The organism is Lactococcus sp. LG606 (genome assembly GCF_017309645.1).
Taxonomy (GTDB): domain Bacteria; phylum Bacillota; class Bacilli; order Lactobacillales; family Streptococcaceae; genus Lactococcus; species Lactococcus petauri.
In genome coordinates this window covers 1,615,280-1,636,133 of sequence record NZ_CP071301.1, presented here as the reverse complement: position 1 = coordinate 1,636,133, position 20,854 = coordinate 1,615,280, and the positions used below count along the sequence as shown (strand labels likewise).

At 40.5% G+C, this 20,854-nt stretch carries 12 protein-coding genes, 1 tRNA gene and 3 rRNA genes; 11 read left to right on the top strand and 5 right to left on the bottom strand.

Annotated features, from left to right (window positions below; all coding sequences use genetic code 11):
* Nucleotides 1-4 precede the first annotated feature (4 nt).
* From J0J35_RS08040 to J0J35_RS08010, 7 genes are all read left to right on the top strand, one after another.
* A complete protein-coding gene (locus J0J35_RS08040) occupies nt 5-718 on the top strand; it encodes a YebC/PmpR family DNA-binding transcriptional regulator (RefSeq protein WP_017369493.1) in 714 nt (237 codons plus the stop codon).
* Nucleotides 719-1,064: 346 nt separating this feature from the next.
* Nucleotides 1,065-2,613, top strand: a 16S ribosomal RNA gene (locus J0J35_RS08035).
* 110 nt (nt 2,614-2,723) lie between these two features.
* Nucleotides 2,724-2,796, top strand: a tRNA-Ala gene (locus J0J35_RS08030).
* Nucleotides 2,797-2,962: 166 nt separating this feature from the next.
* Nucleotides 2,963-5,861, top strand: a 23S ribosomal RNA gene (locus tag J0J35_RS08025).
* A gap of 84 nt (nt 5,862-5,945) precedes the next feature.
* Nucleotides 5,946-6,061 (top strand): 5S ribosomal RNA (gene rrf, locus J0J35_RS08020).
* The 16S, 23S and 5S rRNA genes sit together here with 1 tRNA gene alongside, the layout of an rRNA operon.
* A gap of 56 nt (nt 6,062-6,117) precedes the next feature.
* On the top strand, nt 6,118-8,733 hold the full coding sequence (gene polA, locus J0J35_RS08015) for a DNA polymerase I (RefSeq protein ID WP_206916568.1): 2,616 nt from the start codon (nt 6,118-6,120) through the stop codon (nt 8,731-8,733).
* Nucleotides 8,734-9,280: 547 nt separating this feature from the next.
* Complete coding sequence (locus tag J0J35_RS08010; protein ID WP_206916567.1) at nt 9,281-10,459, top strand: MFS transporter; 1,179 nt, start codon at nt 9,281-9,283, stop codon at nt 10,457-10,459.
* 10 nt (nt 10,460-10,469) lie between these two features.
* On the opposite strand, the gene J0J35_RS08005 is transcribed toward J0J35_RS08010, so the two are convergent.
* Entirely contained in the window at nt 10,470-11,204 is a 735-nt protein-coding gene (locus J0J35_RS08005) for a DUF975 family protein (RefSeq protein ID WP_019292988.1), read from the bottom strand.
* Nucleotides 11,205-11,338: 134 nt separating this feature from the next.
* On the opposite strand from J0J35_RS08005, the gene tgt reads away from it, so the two are divergent.
* From tgt to J0J35_RS07985, 4 genes are all read left to right on the top strand, one after another.
* Nucleotides 11,339-12,487, top strand: a complete 1,149-nt coding sequence (tgt, locus tag J0J35_RS08000) for a tRNA guanosine(34) transglycosylase Tgt (protein WP_046401298.1) — start codon at nt 11,339-11,341, stop codon at nt 12,485-12,487.
* 106 nt (nt 12,488-12,593) lie between these two features.
* The gene (locus J0J35_RS07995; RefSeq protein WP_206916557.1) at nt 12,594-14,561 is read left to right on the top strand and encodes an alpha-amylase family glycosyl hydrolase; all 1,968 of its coding nucleotides are present in this window, start codon (nt 12,594-12,596) and stop codon (nt 14,559-14,561) included.
* A gap of 84 nt (nt 14,562-14,645) precedes the next feature.
* Nucleotides 14,646-15,395, top strand: a complete 750-nt coding sequence (locus J0J35_RS07990) for a tRNA1(Val) (adenine(37)-N6)-methyltransferase (RefSeq protein WP_206916552.1) — start codon at nt 14,646-14,648, stop codon at nt 15,393-15,395.
* Between the two features lie 158 nt (nt 15,396-15,553).
* Entirely contained in the window at nt 15,554-16,603 is a 1,050-nt protein-coding gene (locus J0J35_RS07985; RefSeq protein ID WP_206916550.1) for a BMP family protein, read from the top strand.
* A 29-nt stretch (nt 16,604-16,632) separates the two neighbouring features.
* On the opposite strand, the gene J0J35_RS07980 is transcribed toward J0J35_RS07985, so the two are convergent.
* The 4 genes from J0J35_RS07980 to J0J35_RS07965 form a co-directional block, all read right to left on the bottom strand.
* Nucleotides 16,633-16,857 carry a DUF1797 family protein gene (locus tag J0J35_RS07980; RefSeq protein WP_003133519.1) on the bottom strand — a complete coding sequence of 75 codons (225 nt, stop codon included), beginning with the start codon at nt 16,855-16,857 and terminating at the stop codon, nt 16,633-16,635.
* 50 nt (nt 16,858-16,907) lie between these two features.
* Nucleotides 16,908-18,242, bottom strand: a complete 1,335-nt coding sequence (locus tag J0J35_RS07975; RefSeq protein ID WP_019291569.1) for a glycosyltransferase family 4 protein — start codon at nt 18,240-18,242, stop codon at nt 16,908-16,910.
* 12 nt (nt 18,243-18,254) lie between these two features.
* Nucleotides 18,255-19,253 carry a glycosyltransferase family 4 protein gene (locus J0J35_RS07970; RefSeq protein ID WP_206916548.1) on the bottom strand — a complete coding sequence of 333 codons (999 nt, stop codon included), beginning with the start codon at nt 19,251-19,253 and terminating at the stop codon, nt 18,255-18,257.
* Between the two features lie 96 nt (nt 19,254-19,349).
* Entirely contained in the window at nt 19,350-20,567 is a 1,218-nt protein-coding gene (locus J0J35_RS07965; RefSeq protein WP_019291567.1) for a S1C family serine protease, read from the bottom strand.
* Nucleotides 20,568-20,854 lie beyond the last annotated feature (287 nt).

Sequence of the window (20,854 nt, the reverse complement as noted above, 5' to 3'; positions counted from 1 at the left end):
TCCCATGGGACGCAAATGGGCCAATATTGCCGCAAAAAAATCAGCTAAAGACGGAGCGACATCAAAAGTTTATGCAAAATTTGGTGTTGAAATATATGTAGCCGCAAAGCAAGGGGAGCCAGATCCAGAGTCAAATACCGCGCTCAAGTTTGTTATTGAACGTGCGAAACAAGCACAAGTTCCAAAGCATGTTATTGATAAAGCGATTGACAAAGCTAAAGGTGGAGCAGAAGAAGCTTTCGTTTCTGGACGATATGAAGGATTCGGACCGAATGGATCAATGATTATCTGTGAAACGTTAACTTCAAATGTAAACCGTACAATTTCTAATATCCGCACAATTTTCCATAAAAATGGTGGGAATATTGGTGCGGAAGGTTCTGTAGGCTACATGTTCGATAATACAGGTGTGATCGTCTTTGCTGGTGATGATGCTGACGAGATTTTTGAATATTTGATTGAACAAGAAATTGACGTCCGTGATGTTTCTGCGGAAGAAGGACAAATTATTGTTTATACAGAACCTACAGATTTACACAAAGCAATTGCTGCTCTCAAAGAAAAAGGTATTACTGAATTTACAACAACTGAACTTGAGATGATTGCACAGAGCGAAGTTGAACTTTCTGGTGAAGATTTAGAAACCTTCGAAGGTTTGGTAGATGCTTTAGAAGACGACGACGATGTTCAAAAAGTTTATCATAATGTGGATATGTAAATAAAAAGATGGCCAAGTGGCCATTTTTTATTTACATAACGATGTTCTTATCTTAATTAACTGGAAATCACAAAAAAAATAAATGGCGTAAAGCCCAGTAAATGGGGGATAAACCGAACAAAGGTAAAATTTTTTAAAAAAATCACAGTTTATTCTTGACAGAACAAAGTGAGTTTGATAGAATATAATAGTTGTCGCGAGAGAGCGTATCTCTTACGAGAGCGATAGACCTTTGAAAACTGAATAAAGTAGAATGACTATATGCGAGAAGTTAACTTCTTGTATACCAACTGTCAATTCAATAATGAAAGACAAAACAACAGCCAGTTCATTTGATGAACTAAATTTAAATGAGAGTTTGATCCTGGCTCAGGACGAACGCTGGCGGCGTGCCTAATACATGCAAGTCGAGCGATGATTAAAGATAGCTTGCTATTTTTATGAAGAGCGGCGAACGGGTGAGTAACGCGTGGGAAATCTGCCGAGTAGCGGGGGACAACGTTTGGAAACGAACGCTAATACCGCATAACAATGAGAATCGCATGATTCTTATTTGAAAGAAGCAATTGCTTCACTACTTGATGATCCCGCGTTGTATTAGCTAGTTGGTAGTGTAAAGGACTACCAAGGCGATGATACATAGCCGACCTGAGAGGGTGATCGGCCACACTGGGACTGAGACACGGCCCAGACTCCTACGGGAGGCAGCAGTAGGGAATCTTCGGCAATGGGGGCAACCCTGACCGAGCAACGCCGCGTGAGTGAAGAAGGTTTTCGGATCGTAAAACTCTGTTGTTAGAGAAGAACGTTAAGTAGAGTGGAAAATTACTTAAGTGACGGTATCTAACCAGAAAGGGACGGCTAACTACGTGCCAGCAGCCGCGGTAATACGTAGGTCCCAAGCGTTGTCCGGATTTATTGGGCGTAAAGCGAGCGCAGGTGGTTTCTTAAGTCTGATGTAAAAGGCAGTGGCTCAACCATTGTGTGCATTGGAAACTGGGAGACTTGAGTGCAGGAGAGGAGAGTGGAATTCCATGTGTAGCGGTGAAATGCGTAGATATATGGAGGAACACCGGAGGCGAAAGCGGCTCTCTGGCCTGTAACTGACACTGAGGCTCGAAAGCGTGGGGAGCAAACAGGATTAGATACCCTGGTAGTCCACGCCGTAAACGATGAGTGCTAGCTGTAGGGAGCTATAAGTTCTCTGTAGCGCAGCTAACGCATTAAGCACTCCGCCTGGGGAGTACGACCGCAAGGTTGAAACTCAAAGGAATTGACGGGGGCCCGCACAAGCGGTGGAGCATGTGGTTTAATTCGAAGCAACGCGAAGAACCTTACCAGGTCTTGACATACTCGTGCTATCCTTAGAGATAAGGAGTTCCTTCGGGACACGGGATACAGGTGGTGCATGGTTGTCGTCAGCTCGTGTCGTGAGATGTTGGGTTAAGTCCCGCAACGAGCGCAACCCTTATTACTAGTTGCCATCATTAAGTTGGGCACTCTAGTGAGACTGCCGGTGATAAACCGGAGGAAGGTGGGGATGACGTCAAATCATCATGCCCCTTATGACCTGGGCTACACACGTGCTACAATGGATGGTACAACGAGTCGCCAACCCGCGAGGGTGCGCTAATCTCTTAAAACCATTCTCAGTTCGGATTGCAGGCTGCAACTCGCCTGCATGAAGTCGGAATCGCTAGTAATCGCGGATCAGCACGCCGCGGTGAATACGTTCCCGGGCCTTGTACACACCGCCCGTCACACCACGGAAGTTGGGAGTACCCAAAGTAGGTTGCCTAACCGCAAGGAGGGCGCTTCCTAAGGTAAGACCGATGACTGGGGTGAAGTCGTAACAAGGTAGCCGTATCGGAAGGTGCGGCTGGATCACCTCCTTTCTAAGGAATATAAAAAAAGATGTTGTTCTACTTTATTCAGTTTTGAGGGGTCTATAAAGACCAAACAAGCAGTCTTTTGATGCAAGATAGAGAAGATTGCGTTGAGAGAAGGGGCCTTAGCTCAGCTGGGAGAGCGCCTGCTTTGCACGCAGGAGGTCAGCGGTTCGATCCCGCTAGGCTCCATAAGATACGGAAGTATCTTGTCAACGAAGACGTTAAAATAGGAATTGATCATTGAAAACTAAATAACAATATCTTATAACGATAAATAAACCGAGAAATGGTAAAACATTTCTGTAAAGCTGCGAATTATTTTAAATAGTTCGAAAAAACTTATACTTGTTTTAATGGCAAAGTTAATAAGGGCGCACGGTGGATGCCTTGGCATTAAGAGCCGAAGAAGGACGTGACTAACGACGATATTCTAGGGGGAGCAGTAAGTACGCATTGATCCCTAGGTCTCCGAATGGGGAAACCCACTATGTTATGCATAGTATCCGTAAGTGAATACATAGCTTACGAGAAGGTAACGCAGAGAACTGAAACATCTAAGTACCTGCAGGAAGAGAAAGTAAAAACGATTTCCTAAGTAGCGGCGAGCGAACGGGAAACAGGCCAAACCAAGAAGCTTGCTTCTTGGGGTTGTAGGACTGCAACGTGGACTTAAAGTCTATAGAAGAATTACCTGGGAAGGTAAGCCAAAGAGAGTAATAGCCTCGTATTTGAAATAGACTTTATACCTAGCAGTATCCTGAGTAGGGCTGGACACGCGAAATCCAGTTTGAATCCGGGAGGACCATCTCCCAAGCCTAAATACTCCTTAATGACCGATAGTGAACCAGTACCGTGAGGGAAAGGTGAAAAGAACCCCGGGAGGGGAGTGAAATAGCACCTGAAACCGTGTGCCTACAAGAAGTTCGAGCCCGTCAATGGGTGAGAGCGTGCCTTTTGTAGAATGAACCGGCGAGTTACGTTATGATGCGAGGTTAAGCTGAAGAGGCGGAGCCGTAGCGAAAGCGAGTCTGAATAGGGCGCTTTAGTATCATGATGTAGACCCGAAACCTAGTGACCTATCCATGAGCAGGTTGAAGGTGCGGTAAGACGCACTGGAGGACCGAACCAGGACACGTTGAAAAGTGTTTGGATGACTTGTGGATAGCGGAGAAATTCCAAACGAACTGGGAGATAGCTGGTTCTCTCCGAAATAGCTTTAGGGCTAGCGTCGCAATTTAAGTGTATTGGAGGTAGAGCACTGTTTGGATGAGGGGCCCATCTCGGGTTACCAATTTCAGATAAACTCCGAATGCTAATACACATGTGCGGCAGTCAGACTGCGAGTGCTAAGATCCGTAGTCGAAAGGGAAACAGCCCAGACCACCAGCTAAGGTCCCAAAATATATGTTAAGTGGAAAAGGATGTGGGGTTGCACAGACAACTAGGATGTTAGCTCAGAAGCAGCTATCATTCAAAGAGTGCGTAATAGCTCACTAGTCGAGTGACCCTGCGCCGAAAATGTACCGGGGCTAAACATATTACCGAAGCTGTGGATTTAATATTAATTAAATGGTAGGAGAGCGTTGTAATCAGCGATGAAGGTATACCGTGAGGGGTGCTGGAGCGATTACAAGTGAGAATGCCGGTATGAGTAGCGCAAGATAAGTGAGAATCTTATCCACCGTAAGACTAAGGTTTCCAGGGGAAGGCTCGTCCGCCCTGGGTTAGTCGGGACCTAAGGCGAGGCCGAAAGGCGTAGTCGATGGACAACAGGTTGATATTCCTGTACTAGTATTGTTAGTGATGGAGGGACGCAGTAGGCTAAAGGGAGCCAGTTAATGGATTCTGGTCTAAGCAGTGAGGTGTGGAATGTGTCAAATGCATTTTCCTTTAACATTGAGCTGTGATGGGGAAGCAACTACGGTTGCGAAGCCCTTGATGTCACACTGCCAAGAAAATCTTCTAGCGTTAATTCAATACTACCCGTACCGCAAACCGACACAGGTAGTCGAGGCGAGTAGCCTCAGGTGATCGAGAGAACTCTCGTTAAGGAACTCGGCAAAATGACCCCGTAACTTCGGGAGAAGGGGTGCTGTAGAAATACAGCCGCAGTGAAAAGATCCAAGCAACTGTTTATCAAAAACACAGCTCTCTGCTAAACCGCAAGGTGATGTATAGGGGGTGACGCCTGCCCGGTGCTGGAAGGTTAAGAGGAGGGGTTAGCTTAGGCGAAGCTCTGAATTGAAGCCCCAGTAAACGGCGGCCGTAACTATAACGGTCCTAAGGTAGCGAAATTCCTTGTCGGGTAAGTTCCGACCCGCACGAAAGGCGTAATGATTTGGATACTGTCTCAACGAGAGACTCGGTGAAATTTTAGTACCTGTGAAGATGCAGGTTACCCGCGACAGGACGGAAAGACCCCATGGAGCTTTACTGCAGATTGATATTGAGTACCTGTGAAGCATGTACAGGATAGGTAGGAGACTTTGACCTTGGGACGCTAGTTTCAAGTGAGTCGCTGTTGGGATACTACCCTTGCTTCATGGTTGCTCTAACCCACACGCATAATCGGCGTGGGAGACAGTGTCTGTCGGGCAGTTTGACTGGGGCGGTCGCCTCCTAAAGAGTAACGGAGGCGCCCAAAGGTTCCCTCAACATGGTTGGAAATCATGTGTAGAGTGTAAAGGTATAAGGGAGCTTGACTGCGAGAGCTACAACTCGAGCAGGTAGGAAACTAGGGCTTAGTGATCCGGTGGTACCGCATGGAAGGGCCATCGCTCAACGGATAAAAGCTACCCTGGGGATAACAGGCTTATCTCCCCCAAGAGTTCACATCGACGGGGAGGTTTGGCACCTCGATGTCGGCTCGTCGCATCCTGGGGCTGTAGTCGGTCCCAAGGGTTGGGCTGTTCGCCCATTAAAGCGGCACGCGAGCTGGGTTCAGAACGTCGTGAGACAGTTCGGTCCCTATCCGTCGCGGGCGTAGGAAATTTGAGAGGATCTGCCCTTAGTACGAGAGGACCGGGGTGGACTTACCGCTGGTGTACCAGTTGTTCCGCCAGGAGCACCGCTGGGTAGCTATGTAGGGAAGGGATAAGCGCTGAAAGCATCTAAGTGCGAAGCCCACCTCAAGATGAGATTTCCCATTCTTTATGAATTAAGAGCCCTGAGAGATGATCAGGTTGATAGGCTGGAAGTGGAAGTCCTGCGAGGGATGGAGCGGACCAGTACTAATAGCTCGAGGACTTTACCAAGTAATAGAACATATGAGTTCAGCTTTACTTATTTATCAAGAGATTGTTATTTAGTTTTGAGTGTTCAATACATTCAGACCATGATTTGGTATTCATTGCATAGGAGATACACCTGTTCCCATGTCGAACACAGAAGTTAAGTCCTATTACGCCGGAAGTAGTTGGGGGTTGCCCCCTGCGAGATAGGGTAAATGCCAAGTGAAGTAAAGAAGCTACGGCTTCTTTTTTTTTATAAATTTAAGGTATAATAGGAGTTATGGAAAACAAGAAAAATAAATTACTGCTTATTGATGGTTCTTCATTAGCATTCAGGGCTTTTTTCGCCCTCTATAATCAAGTAGATCGTTTTGTGGCTCCGAGTGGCTTACATACCAATGCGATATATGGCTTTCATCTTATGCTTAATAATTTGGTCGAAAGATTAGAACCTAATCATGTTCTGATTGCATTTGATGCAGGAAAAACAACCTTTAGAACGGAAATGTTTTCTGCTTACAAAGATGGGCGAGCACGTACACCAGATGAATTCCGCGAACAATTGCCTTTTATTAAGGAGCTGATTGAAAAGTTAGGCTATAATCATTATGAGCTTAAAAACTATGAAGCAGATGACATTATTGGTACTTTAGATAAAATGGCTGAACTCCCTGAAGCTGGCGATTATGATGTTACAATCGTAACTGGGGATAAGGATTTGATTCAGTTAGTGGACTCAAATACGACAGTCGAAATTTCGAAAAAAGGTGTGGCTGAGTTTGAAAGCTTTACACCGGCTTATTTATTGGAAAAAACGGGCTTAACGCCACAACAGTTTATTGATCTTAAAGGTTTGATGGGTGATAGCTCGGATAATTATCCAGGTGTAACAAAAGTCGGCGAAAAGACGGCTATGAAGTTGCTTCAAGAGTGGGGATCTATTGATAATCTCTATGAGAATATTGATTCACTTAAGAAAAGTAAGATGAAGGAAAATCTTATTGCTGACCGTGAAATGGCCTTTTTATCTCGTACTCTTGCAACGATTGATACGAAATCTCCGATTGAAATTGATCTTGCTGATACTTTGATTAAGCCTGTGGATGCAGCAGAATTGATCAAGTTTTATGATGAGATGGGATTTGCGCAATTCAAAGCTAAACTTGAAACGGCAGAAGCAGATGAAGTTACGCTTAGTTTTGAAGTTGTGGAAGATGCAACAGATATTTTAGTGGACAAAGATGATTTCTTTTATATTGAAATTTTAAATGAGAATTACCACAAAGAAGATATCATTGGGTTTGCTTGGGGAAATGAAGAAAAAGTTTTTGTATCAAAGAATACAGAACTCCTAAAGAATTTCCCTTTTCCTGAAAATACATATGATTTTAAGAAAAATAAAGTTTTGCTTCATCGCTTAGGTATTGAACTACCGAAAGCCAAGTACGACAGTATGTTAGCTAAATATCTTATTTCTACAACAGAAGATAATAAAGTTGAAACTATTGGTCGATTATTTGCTAACAAGTATATATCTACTGATGAAGAAGTTTACGGCAAGGGAGCAAAACGTCGTATTCCTGAAGATGAAATTCTTTTCAAACATTTGGCAGGTAAAATTCATGTCTTAGCTACAACGAAAGCGGTAATGATCCAAAATCTCGAGGAAAATGAACAATATCATCTTTTGACAGAAATGGAACTTCCCTTGGCCAACGTTTTAGCTAAAATGGAAATAGCAGGAATAGCTGCAGAAGTGAGCACCTTAGAAGAAATTGGTGCGGCAAATCAGAAGATGATTGCTGATTTAACTGAAAAAATTTATGAACTTGCAGGTGAGGAATTTAATATTAACTCGCCTAAGCAACTTGGAGTCATTCTTTTTGAAAAATTACAGTTGCCGCATGGGAAAAAAACAAAGACAGGCTATTCAACAGCAGCAGATATTTTAGAAAACTTGGCTCAAGACTATGAACTAGTAGCCAAAATACTCGAATATCGTCAAATATCAAAAATTCAATCCACTTACGTGCAAGGGTTGATTCCGCAAATAGCTGAAGATGGCCGTATACATACACGATATGTTCAAGATTTAACGCAAACAGGTCGTCTCTCCTCGATTGATCCAAATCTGCAGAATATTCCAGTACGCCTAGAAGCTGGACGCTTGATTCGTAAAGCTTTTGTCGCAGCTGAAGATAATATTCTTTTGAGCTCCGACTATTCGCAAATTGAACTTCGGGTTTTGGCACATATGTCTAAAGATGAACATCTTATTGATGCTTTTAATCATGGTGCTGACATTCATAGCAGTACAGCAATGCGTGTTTTCAACATAGACAAGCCTGAAAATGTTACGCCTAACGATCGTCGCAATGCGAAAGCTGTCAATTTTGGTATCTCCTATGGAGAAACAGAATATGGACTCGCTAAACGCTTGAGTATTTCCAATAAGGAAGCAGCAGAGATGATCCAAGCTTACTTTGAGCGTTATCCTGGAGTTGCCAATTATATAGCGGAAACAAAACGTGAAGCCAAGGATAAAGGCTATGTAAGCACGATGTTTAATCGCCGGCGTAAACTGCCAGAAATCAATAATCGCAACTTTATGGTGCGACAAGGTGCAGAACGTCAAGCAATTAATGCCCCGATTCAAGGGTCAGCCGGAGATATCTTGAAAATTGCCATGATTAATCTTGATGCAGCATTGTCAGAAGGCAAGTTTAAAGCCAAATTATTGCTACAAGTTCACGATGAGATTATTCTTGAAGTACCTAAGGAAGAACTTACGGCGGTTCAAAACTTGGTGAAACAAACTATGGAATCTGCAGTAGAGTTAAATGTTCCCTTACTTGCAGATGAAAATACGGGCGACAGCTGGTATGAAGCAAAATAAATTTTTAAAAATAGAAAAAAACACTCTCTAACAATAGAGAGTGTTTTTTAGTAGTTTTGACTGCTTACCGTACGAATTAACCAGATGAAGAAGGCAATAATCGCTAGTGTGAAAAGGAAATGAGTATTGAAGAAGAGAAAGAGTCCGCCCAGAAAAAGTTTTGCAAGGAAGATAAAAAGAAGCAATGGCAAGATGAACTTAGCAAAGCCCTTGAGAAATAGATAAGTGCATAGAATAAAGAATAATAAGAATAGCATAGTCGTTAACCCTCTCGATTTATTTATATCTTTATTATAACATTCTAAAATCTAGGGACAATCAGTCTTTCGAATGAATTTTAAAACTCTCCTTTGTTGTTCGTAAAACTTATGTAGACGAACAGGTGAGGCAAATGTGAAGCTTCAGGAAATTAAAATAGGCAGAAAAATGATATAATAATATGTAACTAAAATTAAGCTATAATCAAAAAATGCTAGGATAAGCTCTCGGAAACGGGAGTTTTCCTGCTTTTTATTTGATTGATAGCGGATACAAGTGAAGGAGAAAAATGAAAAAAGAAAAGTTATGGACGCCAAGTTTTATTATTAATATGCTACTCAATTTTATATATTATTTAGTATTTTATATTCCAACGATTGTTATTGGTACACATGCGATGGCAAAGTATAATGCTTCTGCGGGTACAGCCGGAATTTTGACAGGTCTTTTCATTGTAGGTAGCTTATTTGCACGTCTTTGGGCGGGGAACAACATTGCAAAATGGGGTGTTAAGAAAATGCTCTTTATGGGAACAAGCAATTATTTGCTCTTTGGTTTGGTATACTATCTTGTACCAAGTGTTGAGAGCTTGCTCGTTCTTCGTTTCCTACATGGTATTGGTTTTGGTATAGCAACAACAGCTTCAGGGACTTTAGCAGGAGCAACGGTTCCTTCTTCTCGGCGAGGGGAAGGTATCGGTTATTATGCTTTATCGGTAACGATGTCTTCAGCTATCGGTCCTTTCCTCTCCATGTTTCTTTATGGTAAATATGGTTTTACACTCTTAATTCATCTTTCAAATGTGCTCTTGCTACTTGCACTTATTGGTATCTTCTTTATTAAAGCGCCTCATACAACTGTAGCTAGTTCAGAAAGTATTAAGAAGAAATTTTCTTGGTCAAATTATTTTGAAAAGAAAGCTGTTTCTATTTCTGTAATAGGGATGCTGATAGGTATTGCTTATTCAAGTATTTTGGCATTTATGAATACTTATTCCTCAGAAATTGGGCTTGCAACAGCCGGATCTCTGTTCTTCCTTATTTATGCCTTAGCAATATTGGTTTCACGCCCTGTAACTGGTCGTATCTTTGATATCAAAGGTGATAATTATGTGATGTACCCTGTCTTTATCTTTTTTGCAATTGGCTTGGTACTGATCGGTTGGGCACAGTCTTCAATCATTCTACTGGTGGCAGCTATTTTTATTGGACTGGGTTATGGTTCATTTTCACCTTTTGGTCAAGCTATTGCAATACGTAGCTCAGGCGTTGATCGTTTAGGTGTAGCCACATCGACATTTTTTGGCTTTTTAGATATGGGTGTAGGTTTTGGTCCTTTCATCATGGGGCTTCTCGTTCCATTTTTAGGTTATCGTAATTTGTATTATGCATCAGCAATATTTATCGTTTTAATCATTGTAATCTATTATTTCACCCATGGGAAAAAAGTAAAAAAAGAAGCTCAGTAAGGGCTTCTTTTTAATATGCAGTTTGATTCATGTTTCTCTTCGTATCGATTAAGTTTTGATAATAAGCGATAGTAGACATTTCGATATATGGGGTTGTCCAGAATTTAGCAAGACCTAAAGTAATACCTGAGAGGATATACCATAAGATGAAGCTCAACAAGAAGAGGAAATAATCCCCACGTGAGCCACGCATTACTTGAGCAGAGGCATTGAGCACGCCCCAAATACCAGTATAAGTCCCAGATTCTAATTGGTCAAAAAGAATGTAATCTTTTTGTGACCAACCTAGGCCAAGATAGATAGCAAAAGGGATACCAATAATCGTCACTGTTAAAAGACCAATGAGGAGTGCAGTCACTAAGTGAAGAACAAATATTTTTGTCCAACTGCCGTCTTTAAAAGGAGTAAAGACATTTTTAAAGCGTGGATTTTCTCTTTCCCCACGGTATATTTTAATGTAGTTGAAACGCGCACCCACAGTGATAACATCTATAATGACCGAAATCATGAGGCCAATCAGCCCGCCGATAAGTATTCCTATGAGTATAGAAAGTAATAGTCCTGTTGTAATAGTATTGGCATCAAAATTATTGACTGTATCCATATTGGAATTATAATTTGATTGGTAAGTCATGTTTGTTGAGATAATTCCCCAGAAAATTGGAATTAAGAACAAACGTAATTTGGCACCAAAGTTTTCTCTCAGAGCATCCTTAGCTCTTTCTTTTAAATCTTTAAACTTCATAGTATCCTCCATTTCTTAGAATACCATAAAAGACGGGGCTTCACAACCAAAAACTTTTAGAGAAAGGAGGTTATAGACTGGCTGGGCAAAATTAAAGAAATTTGGTATACTTGTAGAAGTTTAAAGGAGTTTACATGACTGAACATGCAATAAAATACAGACTGATTAAAAAAGAAAAACATACAGGCGCGCGTCTCGGTGAAATTATAACGCCACATGGGACTTTTCCAACACCGATGTTCATGCCTGTAGGAACACAAGCCACGGTTAAGACACAATCCCCAGAAGAACTCAAAGAGATGGGTTCTGGGATTATTCTTGCCAACACCTATCATTTGTGGCTTCGACCAGGCGATGAGCTTGTTGCTCAAGCAGGCGGCTTGCACAAATTTATGAACTGGGATCAGCCTATTTTAACAGATAGTGGTGGCTTCCAAGTCTATTCTTTAGTACAAAACAAGAAAAATATCAGTGAAGAGGGAGTTAAGTTTAAAAGCCATCTCGACGGTCGCGAACTTTTCCTCAATCCAGAAAAAGCGATTTCTATCCAAAATAATTTAGGTTCTGATATCATGATGAGCTTTGATGAATGTCCACCTTTCTATCAACCTTATGATTACGTCAAAGCTTCTGTGGAACGTACATCCCGCTGGGCAGAGCGTGGCCTAAAAGCGCATCAACGCCCACATGATCAAGGACTTTTTGGTATCGTGCAAGGTGCTGGCTTTGAAGATTTACGTCGCCAATCTGCGCATGATCTCGTCAGCATGGATTTCCCTGGTTATTCTATTGGCGGACTTGCTGTAGGTGAGTCTCACGCTGAGATGAATGCCGTACTTGACTTTACAACACCGCTTTTACCAGAAGATAAACCACGTTATTTGATGGGTGTTGGTGCACCTGATAGTTTGATTGACGGTGTCATTCGTGGTGTAGACATGTTTGACTGTGTGCTCCCCACACGTATTGCACGTAATGGTACCGCAATGACAAGTTTCGGCCGTGTGAATATTAAAAATGCTAAATATGAGCTTGACTTCACACCTCTTGATCCAGAATGTGATTGCTATTGCTGCTCAAACTACACTCGTGCTTACTTGCGTCATTTATTCAAGGCTGACGAAACTTTTGGTCTGCGCCTTTTAAGCTACCATAATTTACATTTCTTGATTAACTTGATGACAAATGTTCGTCAAGCTATCATGGATGATAATCTTCTAGAATTCAGAGAAGATTTTTGTGAAAAATACGGCTATAATAAGCCAAATGCTAAGAACTTTTAAAAATAAAAAACAGAGAAAATTTACGTTTTCTCTGTTTTTGTTTAAATCCCTCATAAAAATATAATCCAACATCTAAAAATGGTAAAATAAGGGAAAGATTGTCACCATGATTAAGAGGAGGTTTCTCAGAATGTTAAATATTTTGCAGTATGATCCATACCTAGAACCATATAAGGAGGACTTATCCTACCGCTTATTTGAATTTTCAAGAACGAAGAAGAGATTGCTAGGAATGGAGGGGAAACTTACAGATTTTGCCAATGGTCATAAATATTTTGGCTTTCAACAAGAAAAAGAGTATTGGACTTTCCGTGAATGGGCGCCTCATGCTGAAAAAGCTTTTTTAGTAGGGGACTTTAACGATTGGACAGACAAACATGAACTAAAGGCAGCTTATGGTGGTGTATGGGAAATAGCTGTACCAGGAGATTTACCACTTGGTTCCAAGGTAAAGGTTAAACTTGTTATCAACGGAGCTGAAGTTTATAGAGTGCCTTCTTATGCGCTCTATGCTGTTCAAAATGAACATTTCGAACTGGACGGTGTGATTGTTGCCCCACAATATCAATTTCAGCATTCTTCGCCTCTCTTAGAAGAGGAAGCACCACTTATTTATGAAGCTCATATTGGAATTTCTAGTGAAGAGCATAAAATAAATACTTATCAAGAGTTTACACGGGATGTTTTACCTCGTATTAAGGCAGCGGGCTATAATACGATTCAGCTTATGGCTATTATGGAGCATCCTTTATATGCAAGCTTTGGTTATCAAGTTTCTAACTTTTTTGCAATATCAAGCCGTTTCGGAAAACCTGAAGATTTGATGGCTTTGATTGATACAGCACATGGGATGGGACTTCGTGTTTTATTGGATGTGGTCCATTCACATGCTGTAAAAAATGTTGGAGACGGTCTGAATCTTTTTGATGGAAGTAGTGATCAGTACTTTCATCAAGGCGCGCGTGGCGAACATGCAGCTTGGAACACAAAGTTGTTTAACTATGGTAAAGATGAAGTTATTCACTTTCTTTTATCTAACCTCAAGTTTTGGTTAGAGACTTATCATTTTGATGGTTTCCGCTTTGATGGGGTCACGAGTATGTTGTATCATCATCATGGACTAGGGACAAGCTTTGATAGTTATAAGAAGTATTTTTCAACAGAGACAGACATTGAAGCAGTTGTTTATCTTATGCTGGCTACTGAACTTGTCCATCAAGTGAATCCACAGGCAACACTGATTGCAGAAGATATATCAGCCATGCCAGGAATGGCGCTTCCTATCTCTGAGGGAGGGATTGGTTTTGACTATCGCCTTTCGATGGGGGTGCCGGATTATTGGATTAAGCAATTTAAAGAAAAATCTGATGAGGATCTTGATTTAATACAACTTTGGTGGGAATTAACCACACGACGTCCCGGAGAAAAGAACATTGGCTATGTGGAAAGCCATGATCAGGCTTTGGTTGGAGATAAGACGCTCATGATGTGGCTGGCCAATGAAGCAATCTATGATGCGATGGATATCCATAGTGAGTCAATGGTGGTTGATCGCGCCGTTGCCTTGCATAAAATAGTACGCTTGATTACCTTTAGTTTAGCCGGAGAAGGCTACCTCAACTTTATGGGAAATGAATTTGGTCATCCAGAATGGTTGGATTTTCCAAGAGAAGGCAATCATGATAGCTTTCAACACGCTCGTCGTCAATGGTCTCTCGCAGCAAAGGAGCATTTGCGTTACCAATACCTGCTCAAGTTCGATCATGACATGATTGCTTTAGAAAAAAAATATCACTTTTTGAAACAAAGTGATAGCTTGCAACAATACTGGATAAAAAATGAGAATAAGATTTTAGCTTATCGTAAGGGAAATCTGCTGTTCGTTCTTAATTTCCATCCGACCATGGAACAACGACTCCAGCTCGATGTGGCTAATCCTCCGACATTTCTTCTCGATACAGATGATCAAAAATATGGAGGATTTGGTCCTCGATTAAGCTTTTCTTATCAAAAAGAAGCGGGAAAACTTAAACTTTCATTAGCTGCACGCACAGCGATGGTCTTTCAATTGTAAAAGTTAGAGCGAGCATTGTCTCGCTTTTTTTGTCTACCTGCTTTTCATCAAGAATTTTAGAAATGAAAATTGTATAATAGAAGAATGATTAAAATCGAATTAAAAGCTGGTGAACGTATAGATCAAATCGCGGCATCGAATGTCCAGATTATTCAAAGTCGAGAGGTTTTTTCCTTTTCGATTGATGCTATTCTCCTTGCAAGATTTCCACGCCTTCCAAAAAAAGGAAAAATTGTGGATATGTGTGCGGGAAATGGAGCAGTGGGCCTTTTTGCCAGCTCAATGACTAATGCACATATTACAGAAATTGAATTGCAAGAACGTCTAGCAGAAATGGCACAGCGCTCCATTAAACTAAATGGCTTACAAGAACAAATGACTGTTATCAATGATAACTTGAACAAGTCTTTAGACTATATCAATACCTCAACAGTTGATTTAATTTTTTGTAACCCACCATATTTTAAGCTGGATGAAGCGAGCCATATTAATAATAATCACCATTACACACTTGCACGCCATGAGTTAGCGACAAATCTTGATGAAATTTTTGAAACCAGCAAGCGTCTTTTAAAAACAAATGGTCATTTGGCTCTGGTCCATCGTCCCGATCGTTTTTTTGAGATTATAGATAAAATGAGGGCTCATAATCTGATTCCCAAACGCATTCAGTTTGTTTATCCGAAAGCCAATCAAGCAGCAAATATACTACTGATTGATGCGATTAAAGACGGGAAAGCTGGGGGAGAAGTTTTTCTTCCACCTTTGATTGTACACGGAGAGGATGGCGCTTATACAGAAGAAATTCGCAAAATCTATTATGGTAAAGCATAAACGTTTTAAGATTGATTATGCCAGAGATTATCTGGTATTTTCTTATAAGAAAAAATGTAAAATTTTACAAAAAGAAGATTTTTACGAGAAAATATTTTCAAAATATCTATTCTTATGTTATAGTAGGTATCTATTAAATTTTGGGAGAATTTTATTTAATGAATAAACGAATTTTAACACTTGGTGCACTTGCACTTGCCTCCGTAACTATTCTAGCTGGCTGTCGTGGACGTAATAGTGAATCAGCGGGTGCTGCAACAGACTTAAAGGTAGCACTTGTTCCAAGTACAGGTGGGGTAGATGACCGTTCATTTAATCAATCCGCTTGGGAAGGCCTACAAGAGTGGGGCAAGGAAAACGGTTTGTCACAATCAAAAGGTATCAACTACTTTAACGCAAGTGCTGTTTCTGAATATACAACCAACTTTAACTCCGCTGTTTCGGCAGGTTATGGTTTAGTATTCGGTGTTGGATTCGACCTCCAAGAAGCAACATCGCAGGCAGCAAAAAATAATCCTGATACAAAATTTACAATTATTGATTCAGTGATAAAAGATCAAGACAATGTTGCCTCAGCAACTTTCGCAGATCAAGAAGCAGCTTATCTTGCAGGTGTAGCTGCAGCAAAAACCACCAAAACAGATAAAGTTGGTTTTGTAGGCGGGATGCAATCGGATATTATCACTGCATTTGAAAAAGGTTTCACCGCTGGGGTAAAATCAATTAACCCTGATATAAAAATTGAAGTACAGTACGCGGGTACTTTTACTGATGCAGCCAAAGGCAAAACAATAGCTGCAGCAATGTATGGTTCAGGTAATGATGTTATTTATCAAGCAGCAGGTGGTTCTGGTGCCGGTGTCTTTTCTGAAGCTAAAGCTCTTAATGCTACAAAAAATGAAGCAGATAAAGTGTGGGTTATTGGAGTAGACCAAGATCAAGAGTATCTTGGAAATTATAAATCTAAAGACGGAAAAGATTTGAACTTTGTCTTGGCTTCATCTGTTAAAGAAGTTGGTGTTGCTGTAAAAGATATTGCGAACAAAACCAAGGATGGTAAATTTCCTGGCGGACAAGTTCTTAACTACAACCTAAAAAATGGAGGGGTTAGCCTTGCCAAAGACAACTTGTCAGATAAAACTTGGAAAGAAGTTGAAGTAGCAAAACAAAATATTATTGATGGTAAAGTTACAGTACCGGAAAAATAAAAAAAAACCATCAAGATGGTTTTTTTTGTTTAATAAATCATATCGTAAAGTTCAATCGCTACAAGGTCGATATCATCAAAGATAGCAACATCTTTTTGTTTTGGATATTTGATAGAAAAGGCAGTTTCTTCTGGCACGAAGCTTACAGTTGCAATAACTTCACCTTCGCGCTCAAAGTTGTAAGTTTCTTTTGGATCAGCCGTTTCAATCAAACGATTCAAACGATCCATGATTGCCATCAAATGTGATTTCATTATTTCCTCCAATGCTTATTTTAAGGGACCTTTTAATTGTCCCACAAGCCTTATTTCATATTTTCTTTATCTATTTTAACATAATTCTGTAGATTTTTAGCGAGTTTAGTTGCTTTTTTTGTTAAATATTGCGCCCTAATTTTTTCTCTACGAATAGAACGTTTCATTTGTCTTGACCATCTTTGAGTAACCACATCAAATTCTTCTAAAAAATGCTCAGAATTTTTACGTGCTTGATATTCAACAATGGTGTCTTGATAGAAGTTATAGACTTGTTGTGCGAAGTTTTCTGCAGAAATTTCGTACAATTTTTTAGCAAATTTTTCTTGATCAAGTGTTTGACTTTCTTGTACCGCTGCGACGACCGTATCAACGATTTCTTCATCAGAAGCAAAGAGTCGGCCAAACTCCTTATCATCAATAAGCTCTGTGAGATATGGGTTTACGGTTGCTAAAACACGTGTGCCGGCAGCTAGTGCTTCAAGATAAGTTAAACCTTGCGTTTCAGAAGTTGAGGCTGAAATGAAGAAGTCTGCAGCTTTATAGTAGTAAGCCGTTTTGGTATTTTCTACAGCCCCTGTAAAGACAACGTATTCTTCCATCCCTAGCTCAGCCACTTGATCTTGGAGATTCTTCATATATGGACCATCTCCGACAATGACCAATTTTACAGCAATTTGTTCAACCAACTGTGGCATGGCTGCCACAACTGCTTGAATGTTTTTCTCCGCCGCAATTCGTGAGAGGCTAAGAAGCATTGTTTCATCATCTTTAAGTCCTAAGCTATGACGTAGATCTTGAATCTCCTCGTGAGTAATTTCATCTCGTTTGAAACGAGACAAATCAATCCCTGTAGGAATAATTCGTTTAGGTAAGTCGATACCGTAGCCATTGACAGTATCTAAGACCATTTGGCTGGGGCAAATGATAGCCTCACTACCTCGAAGGAAGTTTTTGATGATATACTTCACCATACTAGGGCGTATCAAATGCCCCTTAGCAATATAATGGACGTAATCCTCATATTTTGTATGTAAAGTATGGATGACAGGAATTTGAAGCTGTTGTGCGACCATTTTTCCTAAGAGCCCCATACCAAACTCTGTTTGTGTGTGGATAATATCAAGCTGGTAAGTTTGTGCAATCTGATAAGCAGCAAAAACTCCCTTGATTACAATCTTACGTTCAGCAAGTGATACAAATGGCACACTTTGGAAACGTATGATATTTTCAGGTTCATGATCGACATCAGCGTGTGGATCTGTTGTAGTAAAGATAAAAACCTGATGTCCGAGTTTTTCTAACTCAATAGTTAAGCTTTGAATACTTGTAGCCACACCACTAATTTGTGGGAAGTAGCTGTCTGTAAAAATTCCGATTCTCATAGTCTTTCTCTTTTATAACTCCAAAGTTTGGCGATAAGCAGCAGCGAGTTCAGCGGCGACATGTTCAATGGCGCGTGTTTGTGCAACTTGATAGCCTTTTTCTGTTTTATCAATTGTGCCGTTCAGTACTTTTTCGAGCTCAGCTACAAAACCATCAACATCTGTGGCTAAACTAGCTGATGTGGTATCGAGCCATCCTTTATAAACTGGTATATCACGTACCACAACATCTTGATGACTGGCCAGTGCTTCTAAAACTACAATACCTTCGGTTTCCTCACGTGAAGGAAAGAAGAAGGCATCAGCAGCAGTCATTGCTCCTTCATAGATGTCTCCTTTGATATAGCCGGGGAAGCGTACATTATCAGGATGGTTCTTTTTAACGATTCGACGTACCCATCCAGGGATGGTCCAAAGGTTTTGATAGCCGAACCAGATGAACTGAACATTTGGCATTTTTTCGGCAACTTTAACGAAATCGTCAATGCCCTTCCGTTTAAAATAAAGTCCGGCACAAATGACCACTTTTTGTTCGTCTTTAATCGTAAAATATTGACGGAAAGCTTCCTCTTTCTCAGATTTAGCTTGATATTTGTTCAAATCAATCCCATTGGAGATGGGCAAGATAGGACAAGTCAAGCCATACCCACGTAAAAGTCCAGCTGAATAGTCTGTAGGCGTAATCACCAAATCAGCTTTACGATAAAAACGCATCAAGTAGCGTTTAAACAGAGGTGCAATTAAGTTAGAACCGATAAATGAATCTCGGAAGTCTTCCTCTGTAGAGTGTCCGTGGAAGATAACTTTTTTTCCAGCTTTTTTGGCTTTTTTGAGCATCCGCCAACTTTGAGGTCCATAAGTATTGAGATGGAGAATATCATAGTCCTCATTGGGATTTTGCGTCCACTCTACTTGCATTAAATCTAATGCTCTTTGTTGATGTTTCATTGCACGACCAATTCCTGAGCGGCTCAAAATTTGTTCGGCTTCTAAATAAAGTAATATTTTCATGCTTATCACTATTTTACCATAATTCTATTAACAAAAAATAAATATTTATTATAATTCCTTATCAAAAAATCCCCTGTTTCAAGGGGATGTAATTTTTTAATTTTGTTTGTCAAAGTTGATATCACTACTTGTTTTATCCAATTTGATATTCGCAGTAGCCTGTTTTCCGTCACGATAATAAGTTACCTTAATCGTATCACCAATTGAAGACTTATAAAGTGTACTTTGAAGGTTCACGCTTGAAGTGATTTCGTCATCATTGATTTTGACAATAACGTCGCCTTGCTTGAGTCCAGCTTTGGCAGCAGGCATTCCTGATTGAACTTCAGCGATAGCAACACCGTTAGTCACGTTTTCAGGAAGGTTAAGTGAAGCTAACATATTTTGGGAAAGACTTGACAAGTTGACCATTTGTACACCGAGAGCAGGTCGAATAACTTTGCCATCTTTTTCCAACTTATTGATAATGTTAACGACATCATTGGCTGGAATCGCAAATCCCATACCTTCTACAGAGACACCACTGCTGCTTGTTCCGCTTGGTGTTGAGGTAATTTTACTTGAGGTAATCCCGATGACTTGTCCTTGAATATTTATGAGTGCACCACCAGAGTTACCGGGGTTAATAGCTGCATCGGTTTGAATAGCGTTAACATTAATTGTTTGGCCTTGGCTGTTTTGCAGTGTAACATTGCGATTTAGACTTGAAACAATTCCTTCTGTTGCTGAGTTTGCATACTCACTTCCAAGGGGAGAACCCACCGCGATAGCGGGCTCACCAACAGTAAGTTTGTCAGAGTTGCCGAATGTTGCTGTTTCTTTGACATACTTAGCATCAATTTTGAGGACAGCTAAATCAGAATAAGCATCAGAACCAACAACTTCAGCAGTAACCTTTTGACCACCAGCCATGAGAACTTCTAGGGAAGAAGCACCTTCAATAACGTGATAGTTGGTGACGATATATGCTGTATTGCCATCCTTTTTGTAAATAACACCAGAACCCTCTCCAGCCAGCTGTGGCGTATTACTCTCATTGCTACTTGTATCGCCTCCGCCGAAAATCTTCTCAAAATCGTTGCTTGAGGACGATTTTTGGTAATTAAGAACGGAAACAACAGTGTTCGAAATTTTCTTGATTGCTTTTGTAGTATCTGTATTTACTTGGACGTTAACTGTACTTACAGAATTGTCCGAAGTGTTGTTAGATGACGGCGTGTTGGTCATATTTTGGTAGATAGCACTACCTCCGAGAGCGATAGCACCTCCGGCTACGCCTGTAATAAGTAATGAGGCGATATTTTTTTTTGCCATAGTACAAGAATCTCCTTTTCCAGTAAGAAATATTTATACACAAGTATAATGTACATTCCTTAAATAATCTTTAATATAATACTTATAATTGCGGGATACTCACATTTATATAATACCTTAAAAGCCACTAAAATGGAAATAGAAAAAGAAGTTTTCCACACTTCTGTGTAAAACTCAATAATAATTGTGAACAAGTGAATAAAATTCACAGCTTTTCCACAAGAATGTGGATAAGTTGTGAAAAATGTTGATAAATCTAGCTTTCATTTTGCTTTCAACTGGGGAAA